This window comes from Rhizomicrobium palustre (assembly GCF_011761565.1).
Lineage (GTDB): Bacteria > Pseudomonadota > Alphaproteobacteria > Micropepsales > Micropepsaceae > Rhizomicrobium > Rhizomicrobium palustre.
Map to the genome: position 1 here is coordinate 269,501 of NZ_JAASRM010000001.1, position 17,118 is coordinate 286,618.

Genomic DNA, 17,118 nt, shown 5'->3' on the forward strand with positions numbered 1-17,118 from the left:
CACCTCACGGACAGTTTAGAACGTTCGTGTTGAGGGGGATAGTGCCATCGTCGGCGGAGTAAACCAATGGCGCTCAAGCCGCTTTATAGCCGCAGCAGCAGCCCCTCCACTGAACAGGAGTTAAGATGGCATTTCGGACGTTCCGCTCAGGCTTTAATGAGCGCTTTCCCCGTTTAGCAGCCATCGCAATGCCCTGGCTGGACGAACTCGGTCAGAACAAAAGTTTACAAACTGCGTCTACTGAGATGACGATAGGAGAAATCGCTGCCGTCCTCGGGCGCCGTTGGCGAACGCTTCTGATATTCGGTATTGCAGGCTACCTTGCTACACTGTTGTTCATATTAGCTGCCCCCCCCCTTTACTCAGCCTCCGTTTTAATCACAGCGGCAGAGGATAACGCCAATAGCAGCCAGAGCAGTTCTACGGTGAGCTCTTTTCTTCGTTTAGGAGGCATCGGGGGGCAAGAAGATAAGCGTTTCCAAAACTTTCTTATCCAAATGTACTCTGTACAGACAGCTGAGCGTCTCGACAAAGACTTCGGCCTGCTTCGGAAACAGAATGCAAAAATTTGGGATCCGGAACACAACACATGGAAGCGCCCAGAGGGGGCATTCTTCGCGTTCAAGCAGTTCATCCACAAAACGTTGAAGACGGCGCTGTGGTCGCCTCCAGATGCCTCAGACGTTGTCAATTATCTTAAAGAAAACTTGGACACCTCTCAGACGAAAACTCCAAACGTCTATATGGTAACTCTGCGCAATCCCGACCCCAAACTGGTCGGGCCCCTTCTCGAAGGTGTCCTGCGCGAAACAAACGCGATTATCCGCGATGTTGATCGTAAGCGAGCGCAAGAGGCAGAAGCTTACCTTGTATCTAAGTTATCATCTGGAACCGTCACCTCGGTCGACCAACGCCAAGCACTTGCTCAATTGCTTGCGACCGAAGAACAGAGATTACTATTGGTCAATTTACGCCCGAATTACGCGAGCGAGCCGCTGGACGTGATTACCGTTTCAAAAGGCCCCGTGTGGCCGATGACGGGGTTATTTCTAAAGATCGGGCCTATCTTCGGGATTTTTGTTGGTGTGCTCTTCGTCGTGCTCCGCGCCACCATGGGAAACCGCGCGAAGGATGAACGGATAAGCGTCGTATGACCCCCCCCCAAAAAAAAGGAGTGGCAGCGTGAGACGGCCCGTCTTGCTACAATTGGCGGCTCAACGCGCACTCCTCTGGATGGTCTTCATTCACCTGACCCTTGGCAATCTGCCCCGGTTCATTCCTTCAGGCATCCGCAACACAAATGCACTGCTCACCGAACCGGTGCTCTATCTGATCACGATTATCTATTTGTCGGCCAATCTACGCCGGTTAAAGCTTCCCGGCGAGAACAGCGTGATCATCGTCATAACCCTCATGTCCGCTCTCTACGGGACATTTCTACTCGGGCTCAATTTAAATTTTGTGGCCTACTCCATTCGCTTCGTAATGATGCTACTGACCTGCGCAGCGACTGGGCACGCCCTTTATTGTGCGTTCCAGGCTGACATATACCGAGCTCTGCGAGCGTATGTCGTCTACCCTATAGTGGGTAGTACGGTTATAGGGTGGATACTTTACTTCGTTTTTCCAAAGGCGGAAATGCTCTACATGGCCTTGCGCCTCATGGGCATTGAATTCGCAGGCGACCCTCATATCCGCCGTCTAATTTCTTCGTACTTCGATCCAAATCTATACTGTGCGATACTTGGGCTACCGCTGATCATCAGTATATCTTCATACAAAAGATACCACGATACTAAATCGGCTCTGTTGATAGTGTTTATTTTAGTGTCGGCGCTATTCACGGTTTCCCGTTCCGGCATTGCCAGCCTTATTTTGATTCTCGGAATTTATGGTTCCATTCGCTTGTTCACGATCCGTCTGAACCGAGCGGCGATCATTGGCTCCGTTGCTGCCGCTGTTGCCGTGGTTGCGAGCTATCCGCTCTATAGCACTGCGTTTGATCGCATGGTGTCACGCTTCGGCACAAACATGTCTACCGATGCGTCATCGCTAAACCGGATTTATCAAGCTGAATCGGCATTCAAGCTAATTAACGCACATCCGTTGTTCGGCGTCGGCTACAACTATGTTCAAGCAGTGGACATTGACCATTATTCCTACGACCAATCGCTTCTATCTCTTATCGCGATGTTAGGTTTTGTTGGGGGCCTCATCTTTTTTTCGTTGCATTTCCTTTTTGCGTTTAGATCTCTTTCATCTCTCACGAGGCTGAACGCGATTTTGAGCGCGAAGGGTGACGACCTCGTACTTTTGCTCACGATCTATATACTTGTGTCAGTTGTCTTCGCCTCATTGTTCAACAATCTTCTTTTTTATCAGTTCTGGTACATCCCAGTTTTCGTTGCAATTTTCTATTTTTATTATGCTTTTACGTTTGAATATGAAAAGACATCCGAGGGCAAATAACTGGACCCGCAATGGAAGCCATTCTGACAATCCTGATCCCGACCTATGATCGTCCGGATAAGGTCAAAGCGCTCGTAAATCAGCTCCTGCCGCAGCGATCTGGGCAATGGAAGCTTGTGATCTTTGACAATCACTCCCCGACCCCAGTGCGCGACCTCGTGCCAGAGGATGTGGAGGTGGTGCGGCACTCTGCGAATATCGGATCAGGTGGAAACTTTCCGCGTTGTTTCGAATATGCGCAGACCGAATGGGTTTGGTTGATTGGTGACGATGATACGATCGATCCGGACGGCGTGCAGCGCGCCCTTGATGCCATTGCAATGTACCCCGACGCGGCAGTGATAAATTTCGGCGCACCGGGTTTTACTGATTCGCGTACAACACCCGTTATCTGCCACGGAATGGACGAATACCTCGCACGCTGCGACTCCCCAACGCATATGGTTTGGATGTCGGCTAACATTTACGCGCGGAAACATTATCTAGCCAATCTGCGCTATGGCTACCGCTTCGGCAACACCATGAGCTGCCAATATGTATTGCTCTTGCTTGCCCTCCTTGATGGCAAGGAGGTGGTGTTGCTTCCTGATGTCGTGACCCGTCCGCCCGCAGAGGCGCCGCCGGATGCGGGCAATCATGGCGAACGCGTGCTGAGCCAGGTCGCGCTGTTGGATTTGCCCTTCACCGCAAGGCAGCGCAAAGCCTTTGCGCAAATGCTGCACAAGAGCTTTGCCAAGCTCATCAGTGACGCGATCCACACCTGCTATTTAGTTGATAGCGGCATAGAACGCAGCGAAACGCTCTACCTGTTTTCCTTGCGTTGGTCCCATATGGTGATCGCTGAGCGCTCTTTCGTAGTTGGCGCTGCTGCGCTCGCATGCCGGATTATGCTTGGCAATAAGCTGGGGCGTTTTTTGTTGAGGTCCCTCGCCTATGCCAAAGGCAAGCTGACCGGAAAAAAATTCGTTGCAGAGGCCGCCCGCCCCCGCTTTTTCCGCGCGTAACGCAGCTTCGTTGCGGTGCGCATATTCGGCGTGCCGCCATGCCTGCGGCTCCACGGAAACAAAGGTTAAAGCTTCTTATGTCGATGCCCGCGTTGAGTTTTCAGCGGATTAGCAAAGCGGCACTCTCCGTGCTCGACCCGGCCACGGCTTGGTTCATTGCTACGCGCCTATTTGGAATTGTCATGTCGCCATTGACCCTAGCGATCGTGGCGGCCTTCCTGTCCCCTATAGAGCAAGGCTATTTTTATACGATTTTCAGCATCCTTAGCCTGATCGTTTTCTTCGAACTCGGCTTGGGCGGCGTCGTGATCTTCATCGTCGGCCACCGGGGTGCAGAAATAAGCTGGGGTAAAATGAAGCAGCTTACGGGCACCCCCGATATCCTAAGCTGGATAGGGGCCGTCTATCGCAAGATTGCAGCTTGGTACGGAGTAATGGCGGTCGCCTTTTTTGTCGTGGTCGCTCCAATCGGATGCCTGCTCTTGTCGAGTAAAACTGCTCTTCCGCCTGCGACTTACTTGGTACCCTTCATCTTCGTGGTTCTACTGTTCTCGGTGAACATCTTTCAGGATGGGACCGCCGCCTTCCTAGAGGGCACTGGACGCATTAAGGAAGTAAAACGCGCTCAGTTTATGAGCGGAGCTGCAGGTTCACTGGCGCTGCTGCTCGCGCTGCTCCTCCATTCCCGCCTCTGGTCCATTGTGATCTCAGAAATCGCCACGGTGACGGTGCTTGGCGTATGGCTCTACTCCTATCGCAGCGCGCTCTTTGGCCTTCTAAAATCCGTCTCCAGCGACACGTCCGCTGTAAGCTGGAGGGACGAAATCCTGCCGCTGCAATGGCGCATAGCGCTGACTTGGCTGAGCGGATATTTCATCAACATGGCCTTTGTGCCGATACTGTTCGCCTTGAGAGGTCCTATCGAAGCCGGACAAATGGGCATGGCGCTCAAGATCAGCGGCGCCCTTTACACCCTAAGTATCGGCTTGGTTAGCGCTAAAAGCGCCAAGCTCAGCGCCATGGCCGCAAGCGATTATCCGGGATTTCTGCGCCTCTTGCGTCATAGCGCGCTTGCCGCAGCCGGGCTCAGCGCGGCGGGCGCACTGGCCGTATTGGTGGCGATGATAGTTCTGAAATTTGTCTGGCCCGCATTCCTGGACCGCCTACTGCCCATGGGGCCCATGATGGCCATCATGGGCGTTCCGGTTATTGGAGCGATAGCAACTTCGATGCAGATCTATGCGCGCACCCAGAAACAGGATCCATTCGTCTGGGCCAACATGATCACCGCAGTCTGCGTTACATCTGTGACTCTGTTTACGGCCTACAAAATGGATGCATCAGCTATGGCATACGGTTACTTCGCCGTGCTGGCGCTCATTTCCATACCACTACATATTTATTCACTACGCCATGTGAAGCGACTGCCCCGAGCCTAATAAGCTGAGCATCCCTCCCATAACTGCTCATCATGCAGGCCGGGGAACCCCCGTCCATTGAGATTTCAGATTGAGTGCAAACCGCACAACAGCACGCGCAGCCCGGATTCCTGCCGAGGGAATGAATGTAATTGCTACGAGGCAGTAATAGTCCAACGCTGACTTTAAGGGTATTTGCCGCATTGCGGCACGCATCTCCCGGGCAGTCTCAGCAGTTGGCTGGGAAAGCTTCCACATTGCCAAATTCCGAGACAAGTCACGCCAAGCCCCGCGTGTCAGCACTTCCTTGGCTATATTCTGTGAACACGCCAAGGAAAAGACGCGGTTAACCTCATGAATCTCGTTCATCAGCCGCCGATGGACGGAGCCGAAATACGCTACTTGGTCGCCGAAACTTGCACTGCGATAGAAAAACATCGGACGATCGTCGCGATACCACACCGGCTCCGACTGGCCGAACGCGATTTTAACTACGAGGTAAAAGTGGATATAGCCGCCGCCGATGCAGCTTTCCCATTTGCCATCAGCAAGAGCGTTCTCAACGCAATCACGCCGGAATATCTGACGCGAGAGAAATCCGAAATCCGGGCTAGCGCGGAACAACGGCTTGCCCCGCAATTCCTTCGCAGCACTCCCAGTGGTCTGCAGATGGTCTGGAACGACCGGGACCGACGTCTTGAACCCGAGATAACCGACCAGCATTCCCGTTGGCTTGGTCGCATGTAGATCAGCAAGTATGCGCGCAATGCCCCCTGGAGCAATGAGATCGTCGCTCCCGAAGAGCCAGCAATAGTCCTGCGTCGCTATTTCAACGACTTTCAGCAGGTTGCGATCGTATCCGACATTTTCCGGCCACTCATGGAAAACAACGCGTCCTAACTTGGGGCCCCATTCCGCAACCAGTTCTCGCGTGCCGTCATTGGAGGCGTTGTCGGAAATACAAATCTCCACCTCCGACAGGTCTTCGCCCGCCAAACTCGCGAGCAACTCCCGCAGCGTGTCCTTGCGCCTATAGGTCGGAATACAAATGGATAACATCTACGCCCCCGGGGCGAACAAACGATTAAGCAACAAACACTAGGCCTTGTTCCCAACCAAAGTACCGATCTGCTCGGCCACATAATCGATATGCGCTTTACCCAGCGCCGGGAAGACGCCGACCCAGAAGGTTGACGTCGTCACCTTGTCGGAATTGGTGAGATCACCCACCACGCGATAATTTCGTCCCTTCATGTAGGGCTGGCGCAAGAGATTGCCGCCGAACAGCAGCCTGGTGTGAACTTTGTTCAGATTGAGGTACTGCACCAGCTCGTCGCGCGTGAAGGGCGCGCCATCGCGCACCGTGATGGGATAACCAAACCAGGACGGATTCGATTTCGGCGTCGCTTGCGGCAGGATGAGGAAGTCCTCGAACGGCTTCAGCACTTCGGTGAGATAAGCAAAGTTGGCCCGACGTGCCGCAATGAACCCTTCCAGGCGATCCATCTGGGAAAGACCGACAGCAGCCTGCATGTCTGTGATCTTCAGATTATAGCCGATATTGGAATAGGTATATTTGTGGTCATAGCCTTTCGGCAGATCACCCAGCGTCCACTGATAGCGCTTCTTGCAGGTGTCGTCCTTGCCCGGGGCGCAATAGCAATCGCGGCCCCAATCGCGCATCGATTCCAGCGCCCGCTTGATGATGCCATCATGCGTAAAGACGGCACCGCCCTCCCCCATGGTGATGTGATGGGCGGGATAGAAGCTCAATGTACCGACATGACCGAAGGTGCCGACCAGCTTATCGTTATAGGTCGCGCCAAGCGCGTCGCAACAATCCTCGATCACCCAAAGATCGTGTTTCTTGGCGACCGCCATAACTGTATCGAGATCGAAGGGGTTGCCCAGCGTATGGGCTACCATGATCGCGCGGGTCTTTTCCGAAATCGCGGCCTCGATCATTTCCGACTTGATGTTGTAGGTCGGAATGTCGACATCGACGAACACCGGCACCAGACCGTGCTGAATTGACGGGTTGACGGTGGTGGGAAAGCCCGTGGCGCAGGTGATGACTTCGTCGCCTGGCTTCAAATGCTTCTTGCCGACCATGGGAGACGTCAGACCGCTCAACGCCACAAGATTGGCGGAGGATCCAGAATTCACGGTCAGGGCAAACCGGCGCCCGAGGAAAGCGGCAAGCTTGGCTTCGAAAGCATCATTGAAGCGGCCGGTAGTCAGCCAGAAATCGAGTGCAGAATCGACCAAAGTGCGCATCTCTTCAGCGCCATAGACTTTTCCCGACACAAGCACCGGCGACTGGCCAGGCACGAATTCCTTGGGAGCATGGGCAAGCTTGGCATAACGCTCGGTCAGTTCCAGAATCTGCTCACGCAGAAGCTCGGCCTCGCTTTTGGGCGTTGCAGATGAATCACTCATTTCATGCTCCCATCGCGGGCTATACTCGTGGCAAAATACTACAAGCTGATTTTCTCAGCCGGACTAAGAGCTCACAGATCAGTTCAACTTCCGAACCAAAAATCTGCCGATCCGCGCCTTAGCCCAGCCAAAATCTACGACATCCGACGCCGCATCTATCATCTCTGCCCCGAGAGATTTCGCCAAGACCGGCACACTTTTCATCCCAAACATATTCAGGTGTTCATGCAACAATAGCGGATTGTCTATCAACCGAGCTTCAAATGCATGAAGCCATTCGTCGGTTAGATCAACTGGAATTTCAACATACATGAGACCTCCGGTCCGCAGGGAGGTAAACGCGTCAGCCAAAAAAGCCCTCGGATTACCGACGTGTTCCAGCACATGCATACAAGCAACAAAATCGTACGCATTATCCTTGACGGAGGAAACTTTCGAAACCAGCGTGCGATCTATGGAAGGGTGAAGTGGGGCCTCAGACGGGTCAAAGATATGGAGGCTGCTGTATCGCTCGTAAATGATAGGAGGCAGAAAACGCCCATCACTGCCTCCGAAATCTAACATCGAAGTGCCTGCCAAATAGTCGACGTTCTTACGCAAGAAAGCTTCGACAGATGAATTACGATTGACAATTTCTGAGGGGTGGTTGCCAACATCTTTAACAATCGCGGCGTAAGATGGCTCCACCGAAATGCGGTCACGATTATATGTTGCGGAGCGGTAATCGTGATACAAGCCTCGCAAGTCCTCAAATGGCCACTCGTGAGCAGGGAGAACACTCTGACAGGCATCGCAGTATTCAAGTAGCGTCCTAAATGTCCAGGGCCTATCGTCCTTGGCAGAACCAAAGATTTTTCCCAGCCGCTTTAACACTTTGGAGAAAACGGAAATTTCGGGTCCACCGAGCAGCGGTGCTCTAGAATAGAGCAAATACTTGTCATTCCGGATATTGACCCTCAGACGAAAGAACGGCGCATAGGCCCCGAGTGGTAGCGCTTGAACATCCTTGTTCCCGCAGACACGACACACCATTGAGTGGCTGTTGGTCATAGCTTACCTCAGATATGTGAGTTCAAATCCGCCATAATCCTGATCAAGTTGTGCAGTGTGTCCTAATCGGGGATATCCCTTCAGCTACTACTTCGAATGCCCCCGCTCATAGGCCGCGATCTGCTGCAAAGTTACTTCACGCATATCCGCGCCATCTTTAAAGGCGCGATACCACTCCACCGTGCGAGCAATACACGCCTCGAAATCCCATCGCGGGCGCCAGTGCAAATGCACCTTGGCCTTGGTGGAATCGAGCTTCAAAAGTCCCGCTTCATGCACGGCGTTGGGATCAGGCTGAATTTTCAGCGCACCCGGATTGCCCCACAATTGACAGGTCAATTCGGCGAACTGCGCCACCGTGCGGTTACTGTCTTCCTCCGGCCCGAAATTCCAGCCTTCCCATGCGAGCGGACCGGCCACGCAAAGATGCTCCGCGACTTCGAGATAGCCGGAGAGCGGCTCTAAAACATGTTGCCAGGGGCGCACAGAATGGGGACGGCGGATGATCACATCCTCACCGGCCATCAGCCCGCGCATGAGATCGGCCATCAGGCGATCCTTGGCCCAATCACCGCCACCGATGACATTACCCGCGCGCACCGAGGAGACCGAGCCCTTGCCCATTTCCGGCGAGAAATAAGAACGCCCATAGGCGGCCGTGACGATTTCCGCAGCACCTTTGCTGGAGGAATAGGGATCATGGCCGCCCATCGCATCGTATTCACGATAAGGCCAGATTACCTCGCGGTTCTCGTAGCATTTATCCGATGTGATGATCACGGTGGCGCGCACCGAAGGCGTGCCGCGCACGGCCTCCAGAAGGTTCACAGTGCCCATCACATTGGTCTCGTAGGTTTCGACCGGGATGGCATAGGATTCGCGCACAATCGGTTGGGCCGCGAGATGAAAAACGACATCCGGCGCGAAAGCCTTCAACGCGGCAGACATAGCCGCGAGATCGCGAATATCGCCGATCTGATGCGACATGGCCTTTCCCACCTGCGCGATGGAAAAGAGATTCGGCGTGGTAGGCGGCTCAAGCGAATAGCCATGAACCTCCGCGCCCATGCGCTGAAGCCAAAGCGCCAGCCATCCACCTTTGAAACCTGTATGGCCAGTGAGGAATACGCGCTTACCGGCCCAGAATGAAGGGTTCATCGGGATTTCTCGCCCCAAACCCTCCAGGGCGCCTCGCCAGAGGCCCAGAGCGATTCCAGATGTTGCTTGTCACGCAAAGTATCCATCGCCTGCCAGAAACCGCCGTGTTCGAAAGCAGCCATCTGCCGCTCACTGACAAGTTTCTCCATGGGATCACGCTCCCACACAGTCAGATCGTCAGCAATGTAATCAATAACTTTGGGCGACAGCACAAAAAAGCCACCATTGATGTACCCACCCTCGGTGACAGGCTTCTCTTCAAAGCGATGAACAACGCCATCTGCTCCGTAAACCAGAGCACCGAAACGAGCCAGAGGGCGGACCGCAGTTACGGTTGCGAGCTTGCCATGGGATTTATGGAACGCGACGAGCTTGTCGACTGGAACATCCGAGACCCCATCGCCATAAGTGAAACAGAAGGCCTCTTCGTCCTTCACGTATTCGCGAACGCGCCTTAGCCGCCCACCCGTCATCGAACCTTCGCCAGTCTCAACCAACGTCACGCGCCAAGGCTCAGCTTTTGAAGAGTGAACGACGATCTCGTCCCTGGCCATGTCGAAGGTCAGATCGGAAAACTGCATCCTGTAGTGGAAAAAGTATTCTTTGATCTTCGCGCCCTTATACCCAAGGCACACGACAAAGTCGTTGATCCCATAATACGAATAGATCTTCATGATGTGCCAAAGTATCGGGCGCCCCCCGACTTCAACCATTGGCTTCGGCTTACTCTCTGTTTCCTCGCTCAGGCGAGACCCCAGTCCGCCAGCAAGAATAACCGCTTTCATCATCCCCCCCAAATACTTAACGAGGCAATTTACAAGTATAGGCAATTCTACTGCCACCAATACTCTATGGGAGTGATTTTGCCAAACGTTATGCGTTAGTTACGGGCGCGCGGTTCGGCGCAGACCAGCGCAGAAAGGCCGGAAAGGGCGGAAAATCGCCCCCACTCGGAACCAGCTCTGCCTCGAGCAGGACAGCCCCTCCGAGAACCTGAGCACACGAGTCAAGCGTTCCGCAGTATCACAGCAGCTTACAAATAGCCGGACACAGCTCATCAAAATGCTCAATCATGGCTCCACGAGGAATATCCTCGATCTCACCCAGTGGGTAACCGAAGTTCACCAGAATAAAAGGTAAGCCCGTGGCAGCAGCGGTTTCAGCATCAACTTCGCTATCGCCAACAAAAGCGGCGCGGTCCGGCTTTACCGGAAGTCGGGACATCGTAAGTTCAACGATGGACGGATCGGGCTTCAGCAGCCGCCCAACAGCTCCGCCGACAATTGCATCAAGATGGGGCGCGATCCCCAAACCCGAGGCCAGCGGAACCGCAATATTCTCACGTTTATTGGTACAGATAGCCGTATAGAGACCATTTTCTTTCAGGGTCTTCAAGGCATCAATAACACCAGGAAACAAATCGGACGGGTCAGCCTTCTGCCCTCGCAGTATCTCTCGCAGCGTATCGAGTTCCTGCTCCAAATTAGCGATGTCCTCGCCAAATGTCCCACGCAGCATATTCTCGCCGCCAAGGCTCACCCATTTGCGCACCTCCGTAACGGCCACTTCCGGCACGCCGCGCTCGCGCGCCATTTGGTTTAACGCCCGTGTTAAAGACGGTGCGCTATCTACCAATGTGCCGTCGAGATCAAATAGAACGGCCGCACCGCTCAGCGAAGACAAACCACTCACCGGCGCACTACCTATCAATTCGGGTCATCTATGCTGGTACGGCATAGCAAATCATATCGAAGAAGTCCCGCTCGTGCGCACGGAGATAAAAGCGGTAGTCCGACGCGATGGCGTTGATTTGCAACGGAATCCTCCAGAGATGGTTCTGGATATGATAGGCCGATATCGCCAGCTTTGGCCGGCACCGTTTAATCGTCTTCTCCAACCCCGCAATAGCTTCTGGCTCGTATCCTTCGATATCCATTTTGACTAGTGAGACGGCTTCCCCGCCGAGCACATCGTCAAGTGCAATGCAAGGCAAGGTCGTATCACCCACGCCGGTGACCGAGTTGTCGTTGCCGAACGACGAAAATTTGACGATACCTTTTTCCCGGCCGACGCAGGCCTGATAAGTAAACACCCGACCAGAATCGGCTATAGGTTTGACGCTATCATTCAAGCGCGCAAAATTGGTCGGATCCGGCTCAAACGCATAGATCGCACCGAATTTACCGCCGGTTTCCGACAGGAAGGCCTGTACAGAATCTCCGTCATACGCGCCGCAATCCACAAACACCTCGTCAGACCGAAGCTTATAGATATCTTTTGGGAAATATATGGGTTGTGCCTCGCGGTCCCCCATATCGAAATCCATAAATAGGCGCCAGCGAACTTGGGCAAGGTATTCCGCACGCGATCGATCATCAGCCCATAGCTTGTCAGCCGCAAGGACTTGGCTTGCTTCATCATGCACATACTGCGGTAGGTCAGCCGGGAAATAGGGCAGAAGCGTTTCCGAAAATTTCCAGTAGAGCGACCCCAACGGCAAGACAACCCTACAGCCAAGAGCGCGATAGCGCTCGATCCGGTCACTTAGTTTGTCAGCCGGTGTCGATTTCCACATCGTGAAAACAAACACAGCATTATCGCCAAAAGTCTTCGCGCCCTCTTCGGCGGAGTAGACAGGAACACCTTCAACGGTATTGCCCCATAGCTTCGCGTTGCCATCGCAAAATGCGATAGGCTCGATTCCGGCCTTACGAAGCCCCGCCAATGTGCGACGGCCAAGACCACCAGCACCGCAAAGCACGATGCGCGAACCGAGCGGGCCGCTCAGGCGATCAAATTCAGTCTGGGCACGTCTCACGGCCGCATCACGACCTTCAGCAAAAAGCTGTTCAAGCGTATCCATTAGCCCCTCCAAAATGATCGACGACTATGAACTCGACCTTGGCCACCCCTAGTCAATCGAGCTGAATGCGCCATATCAGGCTTTGGCTGCATTCTTCGATTGTTCAATTAGCTGCGGGGGCAAATTTTCGGATGCCGGATCCAGCGGTACAATCATGTTCGCCTTGAACTCATCGCGCGGCAAAAGCGGCGACATGTCCTCCAGCGGCATGGACCGCATGGTGCCATCCGCCTGCGGCAGCGCCATCGATTTCGGCCAAAGGGATTCGTCAGTGATGATTCGCACATCGACGATCAATGGCCCCTTATGGGCAAGCGCATAACGGACACCGTCAGTCAGTTCGGCAGCATCTTCGATACGTATGGCATCAATGCCGTGTGCTCGGGCCACGGTCACGAAATCGGGAAGCCCCAGATTCCCCTCCGGTCCAGTCGCCACATAGCGTCCTTTGAAGTAGTTGCGCTGCGTGTTGCGAATAGATGCGTAACCGTGATTGTCGAAGAGGAAGATCTTGATCGGCAAATCAAGGTTTTTCAGAGTCGCCAATTCCTGCAGGTTCATCATGAAGCTGCCATCGCTCTCGACGGCGACATAGGGTTTGCGGCCGTTGGCGATACCGCAGCCAATCATGGTCGGGAGACCGTACCCCATCGCCCCAAGACCGGTATTGATGAAAATCCGCTGCCCTGGTTTATTGGAAAAACCGGTGTAGAAAACCTCGATGGATAGCCCAGAAGTGCCGGTAGAGACCAGAATGTCTTCCGGGAACTCGTCCATCAACACCTTGGTGAGATGATAGGAAGAGATGGGGCCTGATTGCGGGAATGGCTTGCCGTCGTTAATCGGATAACGCGCCTTCCAATCCTGGCAACGCTTCACCCAGGCGGACCGATCTACACCGCCAACCTTTCCTTTTTGCGCCAACAACGCCTTCAGGAAATCCTTCGCATCCGCGGTCACCCCCTTAGCGATGTTCATCGCCGGGGAGAACTTCTTGAGTTCGTTAGGGTCGATATCCACGAAGATTTTTGCCGCGTGTCGCCCGAACTTCTCAGGGTTATAGGCTGTGGTGAGATTTTCCAGCCGCGCGCCGAGCACAAGAATAAGATCGGAATTCTGGACAGCAAAATTCGGCCCGCGCAGCGCCACCACGCCAGGCTTGCCGACGGCAAGCGGGTGGTTAGACGGGATAAGGTCCATCGCATTCCAAGTCGTCAGCACCGGAACGCCGAGCGCCTCGTAGAACTCACGAAATTCCCTTTCGGCGCCGGCGAGCCGCACACCATGCCCTGCAAGGACGATCGGACGCTCGGCTTTATTGAGCAGGCCGATGACATCGGCGGCGTCGCCAACATAGTCCGGTTTAACCGTGACTGACGCCTCATATCCACGCAGACTATCGTAATCTACCAAGGTGGCTTGGACATCGAGAGGGATGTCGACCCAAACCGGACCTTTACGGCCCGACAAAGCGATGTGTGCCGCCTTTTCGAGCTCGTAGCGAATATCCGCCGGGTCCATGACCATTACCGAGTACTTGGTGATAGGCTTGACTACAGAGACGATGTCAACTTCCTGCACCCCCATCTGGCGCACACCGCGGCCGCCCACAAGATCGGCGCGCTTAGCCTGCCCGGAAATGATCATCAGCGGAATAGATTCAATCCAAGATCCTGCGACTGCCGTTACGGCGTTCGTACCGCCCGGCCCAGTGGTCACCAGAGCTACGCCAAGACCGCCTCGCGTGCGCGCATAGGCTTCGGCGGCAACGGCCGCAGCCTGCTCATGGTGATGAGCGACAAACTCGATGTCGGGGTTCTGCCCCAAGGCATCGACCAGAAACATCGCGCCGCCGCCAGGAACCAAAAAGACAGCGTCCACGCCCTGTTTGGTCACAAAATCAAATACGTAGTCCGCGACCCTCTTACGATCCGACATTTCCTGCTCTTTGCTAAAGCGATGCGCGCGAAGGCACTGCCCTCGCGCGCTCATTACCCCGACAATTCATAACCGCAGTGGAGGATAGAGGCAATTGCACTGTCATTGCCCCATAAATACCACTACCCCAGCCAGTGGGTCAGGAAGGTCTTGCGACCCTCGTACTTGCCGATGGCTGGATCGGTATAGAAGGTGTCTTCTTTAGCATAGTTGGAGGAGATTTCCTCAATCACAGCGCCACCCTTAGAGGTGAAACCATGTCGCACCTCGCGCTCCACAGTGACAACTTCGCCGACCTGGACCTCTTCAGCCTGGCCGTTCAGCGTCACAGTCAGATCACCATATAGCACATGGAAGCTCTCTTCCTTGACCTTGTGCCATTGCTCGGGATGGGTTTGGCCCGGGAGCACAACGATCAGGCGCTTGCAATAGGCCCGATTCACGACGGTGATAACAGTGATGCCGTGTTCGTCGAACTTGTCGAGCCCATAATGGTGCGAGATCTCCAAGTCGACCTCGCCCGGCACCGGGATAGCGGCGCGGTTCAACAGGGATTTGACCCGTTGCACGATGGAATATACCTTCTCACGCACTTCCACGCGACGTGAATTATCCTGCAGCACCGGCTCTTTCGCCTTGAGATCGGTCGTGGCGTAGAAATGGGTGTACTTTGACCAATCGTGGGCAGTGATATGCCCCTTCTGGGTCGGAATAGCGAAGAACACATCTTCGTTGGTGAGCTTTTCACCAGCTTTGACGTCACGCTTTACAAACACACCGCGAGCCAGATCTCCCAACGTAGCCCGTTCGCCGTCAGTGGCCCTAGAACGCTCGGTGAGAGCGCCATTGATGATGCGTGCCTGACGTGCCGCCTCCAGCCAAGCGCGAGCCTGCTGCGGATTGGCAGAATAGCCGTTGAGCTTGATAGTATCGGTCGGAACACCAACGTGCTTTTCGAATACCTGCGCGCCCTTCGTGATCGCGAGCGACACCGGAAGCAATTCGTTAGGATCTTCATGCGTCGAGAAGCCGATGCGCACGCCGGGATAACGCTGCTTCAAGAATTCGATTTGGCCGAGCTGCAGCTTTTCATTCGTGGTCGGATATTCGCCGACGCAATGCATCAGGACGAAGTCCTTCTTGCGGTGCTTCAGGAAAGCGACGACGTTATCAAGACCTTCCAGATTGGCACCGGCGCAAGAAACAACGATCGGCAGATTGGTCTGACCAATCTTTTCCAACAGCGGCCAGTCGGTGAACGCACAGCTCGGAATCTTCAAGATGTCGTAGCCATCAGCAACGATGTCATCGACCGACTTCTCATCGAACGGCGTACACATCGAAATGAAGCCATACTGCTTGATGGCACCGAGCAGAGCAGAGCGCTGCTCTTGAGAGAGGTTTGTTTCCGAAAACCGTTTGACGAACTTAAGATCAAAACGGTCCTGATAATCCGGATGCACGAAGGTTTTGATATCGCGATACTGCAGCTTGAAGGAGAACTTGAATTCAGGGAAGTCCTTCGCGACATCGGCGAATTCACGAATAATACGAATACCGTGCTCAACATCTCCCATATGATTGTTCGCCATTTCGAAGATGAACAGCCAATCTGGAATCTGTGACTCCGCCACGCCTACCGGGGCCTTCGCCTCATGCAACATCTGGTTCTCCGTGGATTATCAAGTATTAAACTGATGATACACTAGATCAAACTAGAACCACAACCAGATCGGCGGCGAAAACCACTTCCCGCGACATGGGATCGTTACCAGCTTAAATCCGGTTCTGCGCAAAGCGCTGCTTCAAGTCTGACACCGTATCGAGGATAGCGCACTGCAGAGGCTTTAAAGCGATCCCAAGCGAATCCGCATGTCGGACAAATGCCGCACGGTCGCCAACATAGTAATCGATCGGTTCCGCTTTCATCTCCGGCCGCTCGATCGGATACCCCGAAAGCCCCATCGCATCCGTGATGCGCCTTGCCAATACACCAACCTCTACAACTTCTTCCCCCGCAGTATCAAACACAGCGGGAACACCCCAACTATCCGACATCAGCCCAGAAAGAACCATCTCGATAAGATCGACGATATGGACATATGAGCGGTAAACTGGCGCAATTGCGCGCAGTGTAACTGGTTTATCCTTTAAAATATCCGAGATAATCGAACTCAAGGCGAAAGCGGGAACGTTATTAACGCAAGGCCCGGCCACATTGAACACTCTGATCGGCATCAATGCGCAACCGATCTCTTTGCACATTGTGCGAAACCTTGCCTCGTCCTCCAGCTTCATAAAACCGTAAGGGTTCTCGGCAAGGACGGTGTGCACCCCGCCCTCCTTGCGATAAACGGCACCGGATGAGGGAAGGAACAAGCCCCGCGCTCCAACACGCCGGGCAGCCCCCTCGGTGAGGTCCGCGATCTCTGCGTTGAGACGAACAAATTCCTGAAGCGAATGCTCGCCGACATGTCCCTTTGTGATGAAAGCGTAGTGCAGGAAAATATATTCTCCCTGCGGAAGGTTCTCGATGCTGGACAGTGCAGCGCTCTCGATAATCCGCCCAGAGGAAAGGGACAGGCTACGCGCCTGGCTGCCAAAGACAGCTACCCGGTCCGGGAGCTGATCTCCGAACGCGTTCTCGAGCACCAACAGAGACGCCTGGCCAAGCCAGCTGCCGCCACCCGTAATCACAAACCGCAAGTTGCTCTGCTGTAATTGGCGCGCCAATACCGGCGAAAACATAAAGCCCCCTCATTTACAGCGTCGCGTTTCC

The 17,118-nt window shown here is 54.2% G+C and carries 14 protein-coding genes; 4 read left to right on the forward strand and 10 right to left on the reverse strand.

Translation table 11 applies throughout. The features are described from left to right. The first annotated feature begins 125 nt into the window (after positions 1 to 125). From FHS83_RS01095 to FHS83_RS01110, 4 genes are all read left to right on the forward strand, one after another. On the forward strand, positions 126 to 1,154 hold the full coding sequence (locus FHS83_RS01095; protein WP_167080011.1) for a Wzz/FepE/Etk N-terminal domain-containing protein: 1,029 nt from the start codon (positions 126 to 128) through the stop codon (positions 1,152 to 1,154). A 28-nt stretch (positions 1,155 to 1,182) separates the two neighbouring features. After that, positions 1,183 to 2,469 carry an O-antigen ligase family protein gene (locus tag FHS83_RS19725; RefSeq protein ID WP_167080013.1) on the forward strand — a complete coding sequence of 429 codons (1,287 nt, stop codon included), beginning with the start codon at positions 1,183 to 1,185 and terminating at the stop codon, positions 2,467 to 2,469. 11 nt (positions 2,470 to 2,480) lie between these two features. Further along, positions 2,481 to 3,473 (forward strand): glycosyltransferase family 2 protein, encoded by a 993-nt coding sequence (locus FHS83_RS01105; protein WP_167080015.1) that lies wholly within the window; start codon positions 2,481 to 2,483, stop codon positions 3,471 to 3,473. Between the two features lie 77 nt (positions 3,474 to 3,550). Then, the gene (locus tag FHS83_RS01110) at positions 3,551 to 4,912 is read left to right on the forward strand and encodes a hypothetical protein (protein WP_167080017.1); all 1,362 of its coding nucleotides are present in this window, start codon (positions 3,551 to 3,553) and stop codon (positions 4,910 to 4,912) included. A gap of 30 nt (positions 4,913 to 4,942) precedes the next feature. Here FHS83_RS01110 and FHS83_RS01115 read toward each other — a convergent pair whose 3' ends face one another. The 10 genes from FHS83_RS01115 to FHS83_RS01160 all read right to left on the reverse strand — a co-directional run bounded on the left by FHS83_RS01115 (position 4,943) and on the right by FHS83_RS01160 (position 17,087). Beyond that, positions 4,943 to 5,950: a glycosyltransferase family 2 protein gene (locus FHS83_RS01115; RefSeq protein WP_167080019.1), complete on the reverse strand. Its 1,008-nt coding sequence runs from the start codon at positions 5,948 to 5,950 to the stop codon at positions 4,943 to 4,945. Between the two features lie 39 nt (positions 5,951 to 5,989). Continuing rightward, positions 5,990 to 7,330, reverse strand: coding sequence for a lipopolysaccharide biosynthesis protein RfbH (rfbH, locus tag FHS83_RS01120; protein ID WP_167080021.1), 1,341 nt, complete (start codon positions 7,328 to 7,330; stop codon positions 5,990 to 5,992). A gap of 78 nt (positions 7,331 to 7,408) precedes the next feature. After that, complete coding sequence (locus tag FHS83_RS01125) at positions 7,409 to 8,380, reverse strand: class I SAM-dependent methyltransferase (RefSeq protein ID WP_167080023.1); 972 nt, start codon at positions 8,378 to 8,380, stop codon at positions 7,409 to 7,411. Positions 8,381 to 8,467: 87 nt separating this feature from the next. Then, the gene (gene rfbG / locus FHS83_RS01130; protein ID WP_167080025.1) at positions 8,468 to 9,538 is read right to left on the reverse strand and encodes a CDP-glucose 4,6-dehydratase; all 1,071 of its coding nucleotides are present in this window, start codon (positions 9,536 to 9,538) and stop codon (positions 8,468 to 8,470) included. After that, complete coding sequence (rfbF, locus tag FHS83_RS01135; RefSeq protein WP_167085177.1) at positions 9,535 to 10,323, reverse strand: glucose-1-phosphate cytidylyltransferase; 789 nt, start codon at positions 10,321 to 10,323, stop codon at positions 9,535 to 9,537. Before rfbF ends, rfbG begins: the two co-directional genes overlap by 4 nt. A 238-nt stretch (positions 10,324 to 10,561) precedes the next feature. Further along, the gene (locus FHS83_RS01140; RefSeq protein ID WP_167080027.1) at positions 10,562 to 11,221 is read right to left on the reverse strand and encodes an HAD family hydrolase; all 660 of its coding nucleotides are present in this window, start codon (positions 11,219 to 11,221) and stop codon (positions 10,562 to 10,564) included. A gap of 37 nt (positions 11,222 to 11,258) precedes the next feature. Beyond that, positions 11,259 to 12,401, reverse strand: a complete 1,143-nt coding sequence (locus tag FHS83_RS01145) for an FkbM family methyltransferase (protein ID WP_167080029.1) — start codon at positions 12,399 to 12,401, stop codon at positions 11,259 to 11,261. A gap of 75 nt (positions 12,402 to 12,476) precedes the next feature. Continuing rightward, positions 12,477 to 14,339 (reverse strand): thiamine pyrophosphate-binding protein, encoded by a 1,863-nt coding sequence (locus FHS83_RS01150; protein WP_167080031.1) that lies wholly within the window; start codon positions 14,337 to 14,339, stop codon positions 12,477 to 12,479. Between the two features lie 122 nt (positions 14,340 to 14,461). Continuing rightward, positions 14,462 to 16,003, reverse strand: coding sequence for an N-acetylneuraminate synthase family protein (locus FHS83_RS01155; RefSeq protein WP_208414169.1), 1,542 nt, complete (start codon positions 16,001 to 16,003; stop codon positions 14,462 to 14,464). A gap of 112 nt (positions 16,004 to 16,115) precedes the next feature. Next, on the reverse strand, positions 16,116 to 17,087 hold the full coding sequence (locus FHS83_RS01160; RefSeq protein ID WP_167080033.1) for an NAD-dependent epimerase/dehydratase family protein: 972 nt from the start codon (positions 17,085 to 17,087) through the stop codon (positions 16,116 to 16,118). Between the last annotated feature and the right edge of the window lie 31 nt (positions 17,088 to 17,118).